At 61.6% G+C, this 17,989-nt stretch carries 13 protein-coding genes; all 13 read right to left on the reverse strand.

Annotated elements, in window-relative coordinates; translation table 11 throughout:
• Window positions 1–46 precede the first annotated feature (46 nt).
• Window positions 47–682 (reverse strand): MlaC/ttg2D family ABC transporter substrate-binding protein, encoded by a 636-nt coding sequence (locus LSO07_RS00585; protein ID WP_151091773.1) that lies wholly within the window; start codon window positions 680–682, stop codon window positions 47–49.
• A gap of 70 nt (window positions 683–752) precedes the next feature.
• Entirely contained in the window at window positions 753–1,637 is an 885-nt protein-coding gene (locus LSO07_RS00590; protein ID WP_151091775.1) for an MlaA family lipoprotein, read from the reverse strand.
• A complete protein-coding gene (gene mlaD / locus LSO07_RS00595) occupies window positions 1,634–2,104 on the reverse strand; it encodes an outer membrane lipid asymmetry maintenance protein MlaD (RefSeq protein ID WP_034753810.1) in 471 nt (156 codons plus the stop codon). Before mlaD ends, LSO07_RS00590 begins: the two co-directional genes overlap by 4 nt.
• A gap of 79 nt (window positions 2,105–2,183) precedes the next feature.
• Window positions 2,184–2,966: a lipid asymmetry maintenance ABC transporter permease subunit MlaE gene (mlaE, locus tag LSO07_RS00600; protein WP_034780952.1), complete on the reverse strand. Its 783-nt coding sequence runs from the start codon at window positions 2,964–2,966 to the stop codon at window positions 2,184–2,186.
• Entirely contained in the window at window positions 2,963–3,772 is an 810-nt protein-coding gene (locus tag LSO07_RS00605) for an ABC transporter ATP-binding protein (protein ID WP_034781028.1), read from the reverse strand. The genes mlaE and LSO07_RS00605 overlap by 4 nt, the downstream gene beginning before the upstream one ends.
• Window positions 3,773–4,031: 259 nt before the next feature.
• Window positions 4,032–5,495, reverse strand: a complete 1,464-nt coding sequence (locus LSO07_RS00610; protein WP_070257787.1) for a glutamate synthase subunit beta — start codon at window positions 5,493–5,495, stop codon at window positions 4,032–4,034.
• A 79-nt stretch (window positions 5,496–5,574) separates the two neighbouring features.
• Entirely contained in the window at window positions 5,575–10,275 is a 4,701-nt protein-coding gene (locus LSO07_RS00615; RefSeq protein WP_099390114.1) for a glutamate synthase-related protein, read from the reverse strand.
• Window positions 10,276–10,469: 194 nt separating this feature from the next.
• Window positions 10,470–11,177, reverse strand: coding sequence for a transposase (locus tag LSO07_RS00620; protein ID WP_151091777.1), 708 nt, complete (start codon window positions 11,175–11,177; stop codon window positions 10,470–10,472).
• A gap of 299 nt (window positions 11,178–11,476) precedes the next feature.
• Window positions 11,477–12,157, reverse strand: coding sequence for a response regulator transcription factor (locus LSO07_RS00625; protein WP_034780956.1), 681 nt, complete (start codon window positions 12,155–12,157; stop codon window positions 11,477–11,479).
• Window positions 12,158–12,294: 137 nt separating this feature from the next.
• On the reverse strand, window positions 12,295–13,422 hold the full coding sequence (locus LSO07_RS00630; RefSeq protein ID WP_151091779.1) for a PAS domain-containing sensor histidine kinase: 1,128 nt from the start codon (window positions 13,420–13,422) through the stop codon (window positions 12,295–12,297).
• A gap of 49 nt (window positions 13,423–13,471) precedes the next feature.
• The gene (locus tag LSO07_RS00635) at window positions 13,472–16,576 is read right to left on the reverse strand and encodes a DEAD/DEAH box helicase (protein ID WP_151091781.1); all 3,105 of its coding nucleotides are present in this window, start codon (window positions 16,574–16,576) and stop codon (window positions 13,472–13,474) included.
• Between the two features lie 208 nt (window positions 16,577–16,784).
• Window positions 16,785–17,273 (reverse strand): YbjN domain-containing protein, encoded by a 489-nt coding sequence (locus tag LSO07_RS00640; protein WP_070280193.1) that lies wholly within the window; start codon window positions 17,271–17,273, stop codon window positions 16,785–16,787.
• 29 nt (window positions 17,274–17,302) lie between these two features.
• Window positions 17,303–17,986, reverse strand: a complete 684-nt coding sequence (locus LSO07_RS00645; protein WP_151091783.1) for a hypothetical protein — start codon at window positions 17,984–17,986, stop codon at window positions 17,303–17,305.
• Between the last annotated feature and the right edge of the window lie 3 nt (window positions 17,987–17,989).

Raw genomic sequence — 17,989 nt, forward strand, 5'->3', positions numbered from 1 at the left:
GGGCTGCGCTGGTCTGGAGCTGGGTCAGGAGCTATATGATAGCCGATTATTTGGCTTTGGCAGCGGGACGGCTGGCCAGGGCCTTGTTTTTTGCCTGCAAGGTCTTGATCAGGCCATCGATGCCGCCCTTGCTGATCTCGCTGGCGAAGCTGCTTTTGTACGTTTCCACCAGCCACGCGCCCAGCACGTTGATGTCATAGATCTTCCAGCCGGACGGGGTTTTCGCCACGCGGTAGTTCAGGGGCACGGGTTCGCCGCGCGCCATGTTCACCTGCGAGCGCACTTCCACATCCGTATCGGCCGGGTCGGCGCGCAGCGGCTTGAATTCCACGGTTTCGTTCTTGATCTGCGACAGGGCGCCCGAATACGTGTAGATCAGCAGGGTGCGGAATTCGCTGGACAGCTGCTTTTGCTGGTCCGGCGTGGCGTCGCGCCAGAAGCGGCCGGCGGCCAGGGCGGTCATGCGCTGGAAGTCCACGTACGGCAAGATTTTGCTTTCCACCAATTCGGTGACGCGCTTGATATCGCCAGCCTGGATGGCCTTGTCGTTCTTGGCCGTGTCGATCACGTCCTGGCTGATGCGTTTGACCAGGACATCCGGCGCTTCGACAGCGGGCGCGGCCTGGGCGGCGGTGGCAAAGGCGATGGTCGCCATCGCGAGCAGTTGTTTCATCAATTTCATGGTTTACCTTTCATGGTGTTGCTATGCACCGGCTGGCGTCGGTCGCAGCCGTGGTGTTCTTGCGTCCAGTTTACTCTTGCGGCTTGGCTTCGGATGCAACGGTATTGCTACCAGATGTTACGAGGTCGGCCGGGACCACGTCGGCCGCTGCCGTGGCAGGCGGCGTTTCCGCTGGGGCAGGCTGCGGTTTCGCATCGTACTCCGGCTCATAATCGCTGGTGTCGTTTTTTGGCACTTTGCGGTCGCGGCGGTCCGTATCGCCATCGAAAACCTTGCTTTCGCGCGCCTGCAGGAAGCCGTCGCGGATGAATTCATAACGGTCCAGCGCGGCCGCTTCCATCAGGTTGGTCGCGTCGAGCAGCGCGGCGCGCTTGTCGACCACGCGCGTCACCGTGCCGATATTGCGCACATTGACCGGATCCTTGTAGCGCCATGGGTCGCCCGCGATATCGAGCGGCAGGGCCGCCGTGTCGCGCACGGTCGATGGGCCCAGCAGCGGCAGCATCACGTACGGACCAGACTGGACGCCATACCAGCCCAGGGTCTGGCCAAAGTCTTCGCTATGCTTAGGGATGCCCGCCTGCGAGGCGATATCGATCAGGCCAAGGATACCGAAAGTCGAGTTCATGCTGACGCGCACGACGTCTTGCAAGCCCGCTTCACCCTTGCCTTGCAATAAGTTGTTTACGGCGCTCCACACGTCGGACAAGTTGCCGAAGAAGTTGCCCACGCCCGTTTGCACGAACGATGGCGTGACTTTCTTGTAAGCCGTGGCGACCGGTTTCAGGGCCACCTGGTCAACGGTGTCGTTGAACTTGAACATGGCGCGGTTATACCCTTCCAGCGGGTCGCGCGGGTTGGTGCCGGTGGCGCAAGCGCTCACGCTGGCGGCGATGGCCATGGCCAGGCCGATACGTACCAGGCTGCCTTGGGATTGCTTGGTCGACTCGCTCATTTGCTGTCCTTTCCTTCCGCTGCCTTGCTGTAGATGAACTGATTGATCAGGTCTTCCAGCACTGTGGCCGATTGAGTACGGGCGATCTTGTCGCCCTCTGCCAGGTTCGCCAAATCGCCGCCTGCTTCCAGGCCGATATATTGCTCACCCAGCAAACCGGCCGTCAAAATCTTGGCCGAGCTGTCTTTCGGAAATTTGTAGCCATCTTCGATGTCGAGTTTCACCAGCGCCTGGTAGGTCTTGTCGTCAAAGACGATTTCCGAGACCCGGCCCACGACCACGCCGGCACCCTTGACGGGCGCCTGCGGCTTGAGGCCGCCAATATTGTCGAACTTGGCGCTAATGGTATACGTCTTGCTGAAAGACAGCGAGCTCATATTGCCGGCCTTAAGCGCCAGAAACATCAATGCCGCCACACCCAGCAAGACGAACAAGCCGACCCAGACATCCAAAGATTTACGTTGCATAAACAATCCTAAATAATTTTTACTTGCTGCCGCCTGCGCAACATCTTGCCCAGGCCCGCTGTTTGTAGCTGATCGGCAATTACTTGCTAAACATCAACGCCGTCATCATGAAATCGAGCCACCACACCATCAACGATGAAATGACCACCGTGCGCGTGGTGGCGCCGGACACGTCTTCCGGCGTCGGCTGTGCCTGGTAACCCTGGAACAGCGCGATGAAGGTCACGGCAATACCAAACACCAGGCTCTTGATGGTGCCATTGCCCACTTCTTTCCAGACATCCACGCCGCCTTGCATCTGCGACCAGAACGAGCCTTCATCGACGCCGATCAGCACCACGCCGACCAGATAGCTGCCGATGATGCCGACGGCCGTAAAGATGGCGCCCAGGATCGGCATGGCGATCACGCCGGCCCAGAAACGGGGCGCCAGCACGCGCTGGATCGGGTTTACGGCCATCATTTCCATGGCCGACAATTGCTCGCCCGCCTTCATCAGGCCGATTTCCGCCGTCAGCGACGTGCCGGCGCGGCCCGCGAACAGCAGTGCCGTGACGACCGGGCCCAGTTCGCGCGTCAGGGACAACGCCACCAGCAAGCCCAGCGACTGTTCGGCGCCGTACGTGGTCAAGGTGTAATACCCTTGCAAGCCCAGCACCATGCCGACAAACAGGCCGGAGACGGCGGTAATCACCAGAGAGCGGTTACCGATAAAAAACAGTTGCTCAATCACCAGACGCGGACGGCGCCACAGCCCGCCCGACGAGGCGATGATGATAAAAAACGAACGCACGGCAAAGCCGAGGTCTTGTACCGAATTGCGCAACCATGCACCGATCGCCGCCAGGAAACGCGCGATCATCGGCCGCCCCCCGTCTGCAGACCCAGGTCGTCGGCCAGCGACTTGCCCGGATAATGGAACGGTACGGGGCCATCGGCCTCGGCATTGACGAACTGCTTGACGTACGGATGCGTCGACACGGCCATCTCGGCCGGCGTGCCGTGCGCCACGATCTTGCCCGATGACAGAAAATAGACATAATCAGCGATGGCGAAACACTCCTTCACATCGTGCGATACCAGGATAGACGTGGAGCCCAGCGCATCGTTCAGATTGCGGATCAAATTCGCCGTCACGCCCATGGAAATCGGGTCCAGGCCGGCGAACGGCTCGTCATACATGATCAGTTCGGGGTCGAGCGCGATGGCGCGCGCCAGCGCGACGCGGCGGCCCATGCCGCCCGAGATCTCGGCCGGCTTCAATTGCGCCGCATTGCGCAGTCCCACGGCGTGCAGCTTCATCAGTACCAGGGTGCGGATCAGCTCTTCATTCAAGTCCGTATGTTCGCGCAGGGGAAACGCCACGTTCTCGAACGCCGTCAAGTCCGTAAACAGGGCGCCGTGCTGGAACAGCATGCCCATCTTGCGGCGCAGCTGGTATAACTCGTCGGTCCCCAGCGTATGCACGATCTGCCCGTCGACATTCACGGAACCGGAACTGGGACGCAGCTGCCCGCCGATCAGGCGCAATACGGTCGTCTTGCCACTGCCGGAGCCACCCATGACGGCCACAACTTTTCCACGTGGGAAATCCATTTGAAGGCCCGATAAAATCGAACGTTCTCCATAGGCAAAGTGTAAATCACGGATCTCAACAAGATTTGGCACGACGAAGCTCACTATTTTAATGGCGTATTGTAGTGCAGAAACGCCAACCTCTGCTGAGACACCCCTTGGGACAGCCCCGTAAAGGGGAAGAATACAACACTAATGAATCGAAAGTCAGATATTGTAGTGGAAATTCGGCCGCCACATCGCGTCCCTGCCCGATGGCATGCATGGCTGTTGACTTGACAAGTAAAAAGAACAAAGGCCACGTCGCGATCCGCGCCGTGGCCCTGGCAAAAAACGAACAATTGCTCGTTTTTTAGCGCGGCAGCAGGGATGCGCCCATCAGGAACTCATCGACGGCGCGCGCGCACTGGCGCCCTTCGCGGATGGCCCAGACCACCAGCGACTGGCCACGGCGCATGTCGCCTGCCGCAAACACCTTGGCCACCGACGTCTGGTAGCAGCCGGCGCCATCCGTTGTCGCCTTGACATTGCCGCGCGCATCCGTATCGACGCCGAACGCTTCCAGCACTTGTTGCACGGGGGAAACAAATCCCATGGCCAGGAAGACCAGGTCCGCCTTCATCTCGAATTCCGAGTTCGGCACTTCGCTCATCTTGCCGTCTTTCCATTCGACGCGGCAGGCGATCAGCTTTTCCACCTTGCCGCCCTTGCCTTCGAAGCGCTTGGTGGCCACGGCCCAGTCGCGCTCGCAGCCTTCCTCGTGCGAGGACGAGGTGCGCAGCTTGGTCGGCCAGTAAGGCCAGACCAGCGGCTTGTTTTCCTGTTCCGGCGGCTGCGGCATCAGTTCGAACTGGGCCACCGAGGCGGCGCCATGGCGGTTCGAGGTGCCGACGCAGTCGGAACCCGTGTCGCCGCCGCCGATCACCACCACATGCTTGCCCGTCGCCTTGATCTGGTCCTTGAGCTTGTCGCCCGCGTTGACCTTGTTTTGCAACGGCAGGAAATCCATGGCGAAATGCACGCCTTTCAGCTCGCGGCCCGGCACGGGCAGGTCGCGCGGCTGCTCGGCGCCGCCGGCCATGATGACGGCGTCGAATTCTTTTTCCAGGTCTTCCGGGAAAATGGTTTCCTTGGCCCAGTTGTTGACGTGGGCAGGGAAATCCTTGCCGACCAGCACGCTGGTGCGGAAGACCACGCCTTCGGCTTCCATCTGTTTCACGCGCAGGTCGATGTGCGATTTTTCCATCTTGAAGTCAGGGATGCCGTAACGCAGCAAGCCACCGACCCGGTCGCTCTTTTCAAAAACGGTGACGGCATGGCCGGCGCGCGCCAGCTGCTGCGCCGCCGCCAGGCCCGCAGGGCCGGAACCGACGATGGCCACTTTCTTGCCGGTGCTGAATCCCGCCGGCTGCGGCGTGACCCAGCCGTGTTCCCAGCCCATGTCGATGATTTTATGTTCGATCGACTTGATGCCGACCGGATCTTCATGGATGCCCAGGGTACAGGCCGATTCGCACGGCGCCGGGCAGATGCGACCCGTGAATTCCGGGAAGTTATTCGTCGAATGCAAGATGTCGAGCGCTTCGCGGTAGGCGCCGCGGTACACCAGGTCATTCCAGTCAGGAATGATGTTATTCACGGGGCAACCCGTGGTACAGAAGGGAATGCCGCAATCCATGCAGCGCGCGCCTTGCACGGTCGCTTGCGCGTCCGACAGGTGCAGCACGAATTCCTTGTAGTTCTTCAGACGCGCGGCAGGCTCCAGATAGTGTTCGTCCTGGCGCTTGAATTCCATGAAGCCGGTAATTTTACCCACGATGTTTCCTTTGTATTTGCTGGCTGGGAGCGGCTTGGCCGCTCCCTGTCATTGCTCTATGCGATTGATCTTGGCTGGCTCAGGCGGCGACGGCTTGGACTTCCATGGCGGCATCGGCAGCCATCTCAATCAGCGCGCGCTTGTATTCGTTCGGGAAGACTTTCACGAACTTGCCGCGCGCCGCGGCCCAGTCGTCCAGCAGGACACGGGCGCGGGTGCTGCCCGTGTGCTTGAAGTGACGCTCGATCAGGCGCTTGAGGATGACCTCGTCGGCTTCCGGCACGCCGTCGCGGTGCTGCGTATGCCAGGCATCGCGGTCGAGATGCTGTTCCGCTGCGGACACGACCTTGTCCAGGCTGACCATGGCAGTGTTGCACTTGCTGGCAAAGTCGCCGGCCGGGTCATACACATAGGCGATGCCGCCCGACATGCCGGCCGCGAAGTTGCGTCCCGTGTTGCCCAGCACCACCACCGTGCCGCCCGTCATGTATTCGCAGCCATGGTCGCCCAGGCCCTCGACCACCGTGGTGGCGCCCGAGTTGCGCACGGCAAAGCGTTCGCCCGCCACGCCATTGAAGAAGGCTTCGCCGGCGATGGCGCCGTACAGCACCGTGTTGCCGATGATGATGTTATCCACGGCCCAGCCACGGAATTCCGTATTCGGCCGCACGATGATGCGCCCGCCCGACAGGCCCTTGCCCACGTAATCGTTGCCCTCGCCCACCAGGTCGATGGTGATGCCGTGCGCCAGGAAGGCGCAGGCCGACTGGCCCGCCGTGCCTTGCAGTTGGATGTGGATGGTGTCGTCCGGCAAGCCGGCATGGCCGTATTTCTTCGCCACTTCACCGGACAGCATGGTACCCACCGTGCGGTTCAGGTTGCGCACGGGCGAGATGAAGGAGACGCGCTCGCCCTTCTCCAGCGCCGCGCGCGCTTGCGCGATCAGCTTGTGGTCGAGCGCTTTTTCCAGCGCATGGTCCTGGAATTCCACGTGGCGGCAGGCTTGGCCATCCGGCGTTTCCGGCTTGTGGAAGATGGCCGAGAAGTCCAGGCCCTGCGCCTTCCAGTGCGAAATCGCCTTCGACTTGTCCAGCAAGTCCACACGGCCGATCAGTTCGTCATACGTGCGGATGCCCAGCTGCGCCATCAGTTGACGGGCTTCTTCGGCAACGAAGAAGAAGTAATTGACGACATACTCGGGCTTGCCCGAGAACTTGGCGCGCAGCACAGGATCTTGCGTGGCAACGCCTACCGGGCACGTATTCAAGTGGCATTTGCGCATCATGATGCAGCCTTCGACCACCAGCGGCGCCGTGGCGAAGCCGATCTCGTCGGCGCCCAGCAGGGCGGCGATGACCACGTCGCGGCCCGTCTTCATCTGGCCGTCGGCTTGCACGCGGATGCGGCTGCGCAAGCCGTTCAGCACCAGCGTTTGTTGCGTTTCTGCCAGACCCAGCTCCCACGGCGTGCCCGCATGTTTCACGGACGACAATGGAGAAGCGCCCGTGCCGCCGTCGTGGCCGGCGACGACCACGTGGTCGGCTTTCGCCTTGGTCACGCCGGCAGCCACCGTGCCGATGCCCACTTCCGACACCAGTTTCACGGAAATCGAAGCGCGCGGATTGGCGTTCTTCAAGTCATGGATCAGCTGCGCCAGATCTTCGATCGAATAGATGTCGTGGTGCGGCGGCGGCGAAATCAAGCCCACGCCCGGCACGGAAAAGCGCAGGCTGGCAATGTATTCGGACACCTTATGGCCCGGCAACTGGCCGCCTTCGCCCGGTTTCGCGCCCTGCGCCATCTTGATCTGGATCTGGTCGGCCGAGTTCAGGTAGGCGGCCGTGACGCCGAAACGTCCCGACGCCACCTGCTTGATGCGCGAACGCATGGAATCGCCTTCCTGCAGCGGAATGTCGACGACGATCTGCTCGGCGCCTACGACGGAAGCCATGGTGTCGCCCTGGCGGATCGGGATGCCCTTCAATTCCTGCGTGTAGCGGTTCGGATCTTCGCCGCCTTCGCCCGTGTTCGACTTGCCGCCGATGCGGTTCATGGCCACAGCCAGCGTCGCGTGCGCTTCCGTGCTGATCGAGCCGAGCGACATGGCGCCCGTGGCAAAGCGCTTGACGATTTCCTTGGCCGGTTCCACTTCATCGAGCGGGATGGCCTTGGTCGGGTCGAGCTTGAACTCGAACAGGCCGCGCAGGGTCAGGTGACGACGGCTCTGGTCGTTGATGATTTGCGCGTACTCTTTATAGCTGGAGAAATTGTTGCTGCGCGTGGAATGCTGCAGCTTGGCAATCGCGTCCGGCGTCCACATGTGGTCTTCGCCGCGCACGCGGAATGCATATTCGCCACCCGCGTCGAGCTTGTCGGCCAGCACGGGATCGTTGCCGAAGGCCAGCGCGTGCAGGCGCAGCGCTTCTTCCGCCACTTCAAACACGCCGATGCCTTCCACGTTCGAGGCCGTGCCCTTGAAGTATTTGTCGACCAGCGATTTATTCAAGCCGATGGCTTCGAAGATTTGCGCGCCGCAGTACGACATGTACGTCGAAATGCCCATCTTCGACATGACCTTCATCAAGCCTTTGCCCACCGCCTTGGTGTAGTTGTAGATGGCCTTGTCGCCCGACAAGTCGCCTGGCAAGCCGTGCGCCATCTCGACCAGGGTTTCCATGGCCAGATACGGGTGGACGGCTTCCGCGCCGTAGCCGGCGAGCAAAGCGAAGTGGTGGGTTTCGCGGGCCGAGCCCGTTTCCACGACGAGGCCGGTGGAGGCGCGCAAGCCCTTGCTCACCAGGTGCTGATGCACGGTGGAGGTGGCCAGCAGCGCGGGGATCGCCACCTGGTCGGCGCAAATGGCGCGGTCCGAGACGATCAGGATGTTGTGGCCCGACTTGACGGCGTCGACGGCTTCCGCGCACAGCGAGGCCAGGCACGCTTCCACGCCTTCCTTGCCCCAGGCCAGCGGGTAGCAGATGTCCAGTTCGTACGACTTGAACTTGCCGCCCGTGTGGGCGCTGATGTTGCGCAAGCGGGCCATGTCGTCAAAGCCCAGCACGGGCTGCGCCACTTCCAGGCGCATCGGCGGATTGACGTTGTTCGTATCGAGCAAGTTCGGTTTCGGGCCGATGAAGGACACGAGCGACATCACCATCGCTTCGCGGATCGGGTCGATCGGCGGATTCGTCACTTGCGCGAACAGTTGCTTGAAGTAGTTATACAGCGGCTTGAGCTTGTTCGACATGACGGCCAGCGGCGAGTCATTGCCCATCGAGCCCGTCGCCTCTTCGCCGGCCACGGCCATAGGCGCCATGAGGAACTTCAAGTCTTCCTGCGTATAGCCGAACGCCTGCTGACGGTCCAGCAACGATGGCTGCTCTTTTTCGCCCTGGGCACGGTCCTGTTTCGCTTGTCCTTCGGCCAGCTTGATCTCGTCGAGCTTGATACGCACCGAATTGATCCAGGCTTTATATGGCTTGGCGTTGGCGTAGGTGTTCTTCAGTTCCTGGTCGTCGATGATGCGGCCCGCTTCCAAGTCGATCAGGAACATCTTACCAGGCTGCAAGCGCCATTTCTGGATGATCTTCGATTCCGGGATCGGCAGCACGCCCGATTCCGACGCCATCACCACCAGATCGTCGTCCGTGACGATGTAGCGTGCAGGACGCAAACCGTTGCGGTCCAGCGTGCCGCCGATGTGGCGGCCATCCGTGAACGCCATGGCGGCGGGGCCGTCCCACGGTTCCATCATGGCCGCGTGGTATTCATAGAAGGCGCGGCGGTTGTCGTCCATCGTCGTGTGGTTTTCCCACGCTTCCGGAATCATCATCATCATCGCCTGGGCGATCGGGTAGCCGGCCATCAACAGCAGTTCCAGCGCATTATCGAAGCACGCCGTGTCGGACTGGCCTTCATAGATCAGGGGGAACAGTTTTTGCAGATCGTCGCCCAGCACGGCCGACTTCATCACGCCTTCGCGCGCGCGCATCCAGTTGAAGTTGCCTTTGACGGTGTTGATCTCGCCGTTATGCGCGATCAGACGGTACGGGTGGGCCAGCGGCCATTCGGGGAAAGTATTCGTCGAGAAACGCTGGTGCACGAGGGCCAGGGCCGAGATGCAGCGCGCATCCTGCAAGTCCTTGTAATACACGCCCACCTGGTCGGCCAGCAGCAAGCCCTTGTAAACGATGGTGCGCGCCGACATCGACGGCACGAAGAATTCCTTGCCGTGCAGCAGTTTCAAGGCCTGGATGGCGTGGCCCGACGATTTGCGGATCACATACAGTTTGCGCTCGAGCGCGTCGGTGACCATGATGTCCGGGCCGCGGCCGATGAAAATCTGGCGGATGACCGGTTCCTTGGCGCGCACGGTAGGCGACATCGGCATGTCCGTATCGATGGGCACGTTGCGCCAGCCCAGCACGACTTGTCCCTCGATGCGCACGGCGCGTTCGATTTCCTGTTCGCACGCGATGCGCGAGGCGTGTTCCTTCGGCAGGAAGACCATGCCCACGCCGTATTCGCCAGGCGGCGGCAATTCCACGCCCTGCTTGGCCATTTCTTCGCGGTAGTACTGGTCGGGAATCTGGATCAGGATGCCGGCGCCATCACCCATCAGCGCATCCGCGCCCACGGCGCCCCGGTGATCGAGGTTTTTCAGAATCAGCAAACCCTGTTCGACGATCGAATGGGTCTTGTTGCCCTTGATATGGGCGACGAAACCGACGCCGCAGGCATCGTGTTCATTGGCTGGGTCGTACAGGCCTTGCGCTTTCATGGGCTTCTCCGCTGCATATGACTATCGAAAAACTAGAGTAGTGCAACGCAACAAAAAACTCAACCACAAAAATTAGGGTCGGAGTCGAATTAAATTCGATTCCGTCGCCCTAAAAATTTAATAGGGACATAGTCAAAGCAATTTCAATAAAACGTGAGAAAGAAACCATTTTTTGTTTTAAATGCGAATGCTTTTCAATTGGCGCCCACTTCGGCCACGATTTTGCGGGGACGACCCCGCTTGGCCGGCAGCACTTGCCGCTGCATTTTGTGCTCCAGCGCCTGCTTGAAAGCGTCGGCACCCAGCGGCCAGCCCTTCAATACAGCCTCTTCCACCACCTTGACCTGGCTGCGGCCCAGGCCTTGCTCGAACAGGCGCAGATAGGCCGCCTCGCGGTCGAACGGCGTATTGCCGAGCGCCCAGTACAGCGCATGGTCGGTGATGACGGGATCGGGACGCACGCCCGCATGGTGCGCATAGCTGGACCAGCTATAGTCCAGCGCCTGGCCCGCCAAACCCGTTTGCACGGGTACGCATTCGAGGTAGCGGCAGCAAGTGAGGAAGAAATTGTCGGGATCGATGACGGAAGTTTTGTAGCGTCCCTGCCACAGTGCCCCCTCGCGGCCGTATTTCTGGTTGAAATACGGCACGTAATAGCGTCCCAGCCACTGCATCAGCTGCCCCAGACCCGTCGCATCGCTGGGCGTGGCCAGAAAATGTAGCTGATCAGGCAATAAAACGTAGGCATGGATGGCCACCTTGAACATTTTTGCCCCGGTTTTCAGCCAGGAAAGGAATTGCGCGTAGTCGGCCGCATCCTGGAACACGCTCTCGCGGTTGCTGCCGCGCTGGATCACGTAATGGGGTAGTGCTGGAATGATGAGGCGGGGCAAGCGGGCCATGGCAGAATCGGTAAAAAGAAGGCTAAGACCTTGATTTTACACACTTGTGCGCGCAAGGCGCGACTCTGACCCTGTTTTATTTGAAATGCTGGAAAAGGCGGTTGACTCTGTCCCTTAATTTCGCGACAGGGCGTTCATGCGCCTTCGCAAACAGCCTGTGGGTAATTCCAGCGGCCGCCCTTGACGAGGCAGCTGTCGATTTTCCATTCCTGACGCAGCAACAGAACCGCACAGGACAAGCCAACGATCAACAGCAGCCCAAGCAGAACACGCCATTTCATCCGAACCGCCTCTGCTGGTCAGGACAAATTGAAACTGGCCGACAAACTGTAGCCTTCGCCATACGCGCTGCGCAGCGGCAAGTCCTGGCCCAGGCCCGTCTTGGCTTTCTTGCGCAGGCGATACACGAGCATGTCGACCCGGCGGCCCGCATCGGGATCTTCGCCGCCCATGCCGGCCACGATGACGTCGCGCGGCACGGGGCGGGTATTGATGGTGAGCAAGTGCAGGAAGTTGAATTCTTTTTCCGTCAGGGCGATGACTGAACCCATCAGCTCAAGTTGGCGCGCGCTGACCTTCAAGGTCCACTTGCCCGGCTCGGGCACGGGATCTTGCGGGCCGACGCGGCGGTCGAGCGCTTCGATGTGGGCGGCCAGTTCGGGGAATTTGATCGGCTTGGTCAGATAGTGGTCGGCGCCCAGGCGCAAGCCCAGGATGCGGCTGTCGAAAGCGACACGCCCCGTCAGCACCAGCACACCAATTTGCGGATACAGCTGGCGCATGCGGGGAATGACGTTGAAGCCATCCTCATCGGGCAAGCCCAGGTCCAGTACGACCACGCCAACATTACCATGGCTCAACGCCGTCCACATCCCGCCAGCGGAGCTGGTGATATGAACTTCGTGTTCGAGCTCAACGAGAAACTCCGCCATGTCTTCGGCGTAGTCCAGATTGTCTTCGACGATCAGTATTTTCGTCATTGCAACGCCATTCTTCCGTTAGTGAGCTACCGTGGGCAAACCATGCCATTCACTTCTACACCATGATGGACGGCACAATAGGTTTACGTCAAGGAATTATCACGGTTGCCTTCAGCGGAAGCAAGGCTTTTCCTTGTCTAGACAGGAAGCGGCAGCCAAATGCGGAAAAGTGCCCCGCCTTCGGGCAGATTATGCCCCTGCAAACTCCCGCCATGCACGTCCACCACGGCGCGCGCCATGTACAGGCCCAGCCCCGCGCCCGGATGCGTGGCATAGGTTCCACGGCTTCCTTTTTCGAACAACTGCGCCAGTTCGTCTTCCCGCAAGCCAGGCCCCGCATCGCGCACGCACAGGGCCACGCCGCCCTCGGGCACCAGCTTGGCCGACACGGTGATGGCACTGCCAGGCGGGCTGAACTTGACGGCGTTGTCGAGCAGGATTTTCAGGCACAGCGCCATGCCGGGCACGTCGCAGCGCAGCCTGGCCGGCAAGTCCTCGTCCAGTTCCAGCTGCACGCGGTGGCTGGCCGGCACGGTGGCGGCCGCCTGTTGCAGCAGGGCCAGCGGCGCGATGCCGTCGGCGGCCCGCTCGCGGCCGATGGCCGCCATGCGTTCGGGTGACAAATAATCGTCAATCATGGACAACAAACGGTCGACGGCCGTCTGGATTTTCACGTAGCGCTTGCGCGTGGCCTCGTCCGCCTCGGTGGACGTCGAGACGAGGCGCTGGATAGCGCCATCAATCGTGGCCAGCGGCGTGCGGAATTCGTGCGACAGCATCGAGGCGAAGCGCTTCTGCTCCTTTTCCCGTTCCGCTTCCTGCGCCTGGGCGGCGCTGACGTCGCGCAAGGTCCCCACCAGGGTCATGCTGCGTCCGGCCGCCGCAGGCACGATGGTGGAATGGATTTCCAGGGCCAGCTGGTGGCCGTCGGCGTGCGGCAATTCCACTTCGCGCAACAGGGTCAAACGGCTGGCGTCGCCATCGCGCCAGCGCTGCAGCCGGGCCGGCACGTCCGCCGCCAGCTGCGCCGCGTGCGCGCGCAAGGCAGGCAAGTCGTGGCCCGTCAGGCGCTGCGCGGCGGGGCTGATGTAGAGCAATTCCAGGGTCGTGGCGTCGAGCAGGAAGGCCGCGTCGCGCCCGTGCTCGGCCAGCAGGCGGAACTGCGCTTCGCCTGCCCGCGCGCGCAGCAGGGCGCGACGCAACTGGACGAAGCGCAGCGCCATGAGGATGACGCCGGCAAGCAGCAGAAGGAGAAAGGGCAGCATGCGTTATACCTGGCAAGAAAGAATCGCCAAGTATAAGCGTGCGGCAGCGTTAATCTTCCAGCGGGGCGAAAATCTGCTGCAAGTCTTCCTGCGTGAGGGCCATCTTCTGCGATTCGCCTTCGGCCAGGATCGACTGCGCCAGCTCCGATTTCTTTTGCTGCAGCAGCTGGATTTTTTCTTCCAGCGTGCCCTTCGCGATCAGCTTGTAGACGAACACGGGCTTGTCCTGGCCGATGCGCCAGGCGCGGTCCGTGGCCTGGTTTTCCGCCGCGGGATTCCACCACGGATCGTAGTGGATGACCGTGTCGGCCGCCGTCAGGTTCAGGCCGACGCCGCCCGCTTTCAGGCTGATCAGGAAGATCGGCACGGCGCCCTGCTGGAAAGCCGCCACTTGCGCGCCCCGGTCCTTCGTTTCGCCTGTCAGCAAGGCGTAGGGAATGTCGCGCGATTCCAGTTCTTCCTCGATCAATTCCAGCATGCTGGTAAATTGCGAGAACACAAGGATCTTGCGCCCTTCGTCGAGCAAGTCTTCCACCATCTGCATCAGGTCGAGCAGCTTGGCCGAGCCGGCCGACTGCTTCTTCGCCGGCAAGGATTTCACCAGGCGGGGATCGCAGCAGACCTGGCGCAGTTTCAGCAGCGCTTCGAGGATGACGATCTGGCTGCGCGCCACGCCCTTCTTGTCGATTTCTTCGCGCACTTTTTGATCCATCGCCAGACGCACGGTTTCATACAGGTCGCGCTGCGGGCCCGTCAATTCCACCTTGCGCACCATTTCCGTCTTCGGCGGGAGCTCTTTGGCCACATTGTCCTTCGTGCGGCGCAGTAGGAAAGGCTTGATGCGGCGGTTCAGGAGCATGCGGCGCAGCGGGTCGTCCTGGCGCTCGATCGGATGGCGGAATTGCGTATTGAAGGTCTTCTCGTCGCCCAGCAAGCCCGGCAGCAGGAAGTGGAATTGCGACCACAGCTCGCCCAGGTGATTTTCCAGCGGCGTGCCGGACAGGCACAGGCGGTGGCGCGCGCGCAACAGGCCCGCGCTTTGCGCCGCCTTGCTGCGCGTATTCTTGATGTAGTGCGATTCGTCGAGGATGACCAGGTGGAAATCGTGCTCGCGCAGGGTTTCCTCGTCGCGCGGCAACAGGGCGTAGGTGGTCAGCACCAGGTCGCATTGGTCGATCTGGTCAAATTGCTGCGCACGGTCCTTGCCTTGCAGCAGCAGCACTTTCAGGCTGGGCGCAAATTTTGCCGCCTCGTCCTGCCAGTTGCCCATCAGACTCGTCGGTGCAATCACCAGGGCCGGATGCGTCAAACGGCCCGCTTCCTTTTCCACCAGGATATGCGCCAGGGTCTGCACAGTTTTACCTAAGCCCATGTCATCGGCCAGAATCCCCGCCAGGTCATGGTCGCGCAGGAATTGCATCCACGCCAGGCCGTCGGCCTGGTAGTCGCGCAGGGTCGCCTGCAAGCCGGCTGGGGCCGCCACTTTTTGCACGGAACCGAACTGGCTCAGTTTGCGGCCCATGGCGCGCAGCTGCTCGCCGCCCGTCCATTGCATGTCCAGGCCGCGCGCCAGCTCTTCCAGACGCGCCGCATCCAGGGTCGACATGCGCACGGCATGCTTGATCTTGTCGCTGAAATACAGTTCGCCCAGCGTGTTCAGGATGGGGCGCACTCTGCCCCACGGCAAGGCCACGCGCGTACCGTCCGGCAAGGTCGCCAGCATCTGGTCATCGTCCGCATGCGCTTCGATGACTTTCGGGTTGAAATCGTTGGGCGCGTTGCGGATCAGCTGCACCAGCACGGGCAGCAGCGGCACGCGCTCGTGGTTGACGACGATGCCCAGTTCCAGCTCGAACCAGGCGTTGCCGCTGTCCGGGTCCTGGTCGTCGATCTCCGCATACCAGTCGCCCACGTCGCTCACGTCGTAGCGGTACTTGGCCGTCTTTTCCACGATCCAGCCCTGTTTGCGCAAGGCGTCGATGCCGGACTCGGCAAAACGCAGCCATTCCGCCTGGGAAGGCAGTTGCAAGGCACCCTTCAAGCCGCTCAAGGGGGCGGAGCCCGGCTTCTTGAACTGCAGCTCGGCCAACGTCGCCAGCGCGCGCGCTTCATCGACCGTATTTCTCTGGATAATTTCCGTCACGTCGCCCACTTGCCGCACCACGCGCTGCGACGGGTCGAACGCGACGCGCTCGCCATCGTAGTCGTAGGACAGCACGGCGAAGTCGCTCCAGCGCTGCGCGCTGCCATCGGCCAGCATGGCGCTGTCGAGCAGCAAGACCGGCTGCGCCGGCACGTCCTTGCGCAAGCGCTGCGGCAACGGCTGCGGCAGCGGCATCAAATGCTGCAAGCCCTGCGCCAGCAGCAATTGCGACACGCGCACCTTGTCGTTCGCGTTCAGGGGCGGCGCCTGCGCCACCAGCGCCTGCAAGTCGGCCAGGGAAATGTCGGAGCCGCCCTGGTTCAATTCCAGCACGCCGCACGACAGGTTGTCGATGTACCACGGCGGATCGGTGGGCAGCATGTAGTCGATCTGGTCGGCGCCATGGTGCTTCGCGCCTTCCGGCGGGTCCACTTGCCAGCCCAGGCGCATGGTCTTGCCTTCGTCGCGCCAGAACAGGCGCGCGGGACGCACGGGACCTTCCTTCAGCGGATACACGAGACCATTGCCGACGTCGGCCCAGGAATTGGCCCACAACAATTTATCCTGCTCGGCCAGCATTTTCAGCAGGGCTGCGCCCACCTTGCCCTTCGGCTCCGTGGCACTGCCCGTCTGCGAATTCTGCCCGCTGCGCATGGCCACGAAGAAACGCACGAGGTCTTCGTCGGCTGGCGCCAGGAACGTGGGCGGCGCCGACAGCAGAGAAAAGATTTCGCTGATGGGAGAAGCCGCCGCCACGTCGCCATTCGGCCGCAGCCGCGCCTTGTACAGGCACAGGGCCACGTGGCGGCCACCGCTGGTGGGCGCCAGCACGTAGATCAGCCGGTGCTGGTTGAGTTTGGGATCAGGCTCGGCAATGGTCAGCACGGCCTTCGGATGGGCGGCAGCCTCCACCCGCTGCAGCCAGGTGGCGACGGCATACGGCAAAGGCGCTCCCGGCGCACTGGCCGGGGCAACTGGGGTTTCACTGGTTTCGTCGCGGGTAAAATCCATGGGGCGCATTTTTGTGTAAAGGTCGTATCCAAATCGGCAACAGGCAATATTATCCGCCATACAGCCGTTGCTGGCTTGATTCACACACGCTCTTTGAGCAGTTTTAATGCGCGATGCCTAAAAAATAAGTATTTAATACGACACTTGGGACCCGCCGGCAGCAAAAAAGGCCCGTCACGGGCCTTTTTTGCCGCCGTTGGCCCGCTTGTCAGGCCGGCACAGTTTCTTCTTCTGCCACGTTGACGGCTTCGACGAGCGGTGCGGTGCTCGTATCGGCCGGCGTAAAGTTGCGCAAAAACAAGAAGAACTGGCCCATCATCTGCGTCCACAGTTGCAGATTGATATTCAGGTACTCGCGGCTGACGCCACCGGCGACCAGCACATCCATTTCCAGCACGACGAAATCGCCATGCTGGGCCACGCGGGCAAAACGCTTGCTGCGGTGCCATTCGGCCAGCAAGCCGGCCGGCAAGTCGCCGCCCTGCACGCGCAGCGGGCAGCTCAGGGTCAGGTCCGCATACTGGCCAGGCGATGCTTCATTGCCCCACAGCACCTGAAAGCCGATGCCATGGCTGGCGCTGTGCAGGCGCACGACACCGTCGTGTTCGATGCTGGTGACGGCGCAGCCGGCCGCCTTGATGGCCTCGGCCGTTTGTTCCGCATTCAGGGTGGTCAGCAAGCTATTCGTGTTTTCCATCGTCATTCCATTCATTTCAAAAAGTAAAATTACTGGGGAGCCGGCGCGGGCGCGGCCGGTGTTTCTGTTTGACGCGCGTCAAAGCGCCCCTGGTACAGCTGATCACCGTACTGCTGGGCAATCTGTTCGAGTTTCACTCTGCTTTGCGCGGCGAACGGCTGGCGCGCCTTCATGACGTCCAGCACGTCGAGTCCTTCATACGCTTGCAGGATTTCCTGACCGGCCGCATACAGCTGGGCATTCTTGCTTTCGCAGCGTGCCAGGGCGCCCCGCTGGGCCGCCACTTCGCCGTCGAGACGCGCACGCTCCGCTTCGATCTGCTTGCCCGTGGCGGCCAGTTGTTCGCTGGCCTGGCGGTACTGCGCCAGGCTGGCGCTTGCCTCTTGCGCGGCGGCGGCGCTGCGCTGTTGCTGCTCGCCCAGTTTTTCCCGTTGCGCGCGCTCCTGCGCCAGTTGCGACTGGCTGCGCGCCAGTTCCTTTTTCAAACCATCGCTGGCAGGCGCGGCGACGGGCGCCGCCTTGGCGGCAGGCACGCCCTTGGCTTTGAGCAATTCCAGCTCGCCGCGCGTCTGCTGCAATTGCGCCGTGACATTGCGCAACTCGGCCCGCAAGCGCTCTTCCATGCTCTGCCCCTTCTGCGCCTGGGCCGTGCTGGCGGCCAGCAAACTCAGCAGCAGTAAAGGCAGGCGCATTTTGTTGGATATCAACATCATGGC

This window comes from Janthinobacterium sp. PLB04 (assembly GCF_021165895.1).
GTDB classification, from domain to species: Bacteria; Pseudomonadota; Gammaproteobacteria; order Burkholderiales; family Burkholderiaceae_D; genus Janthinobacterium; species Janthinobacterium lividum.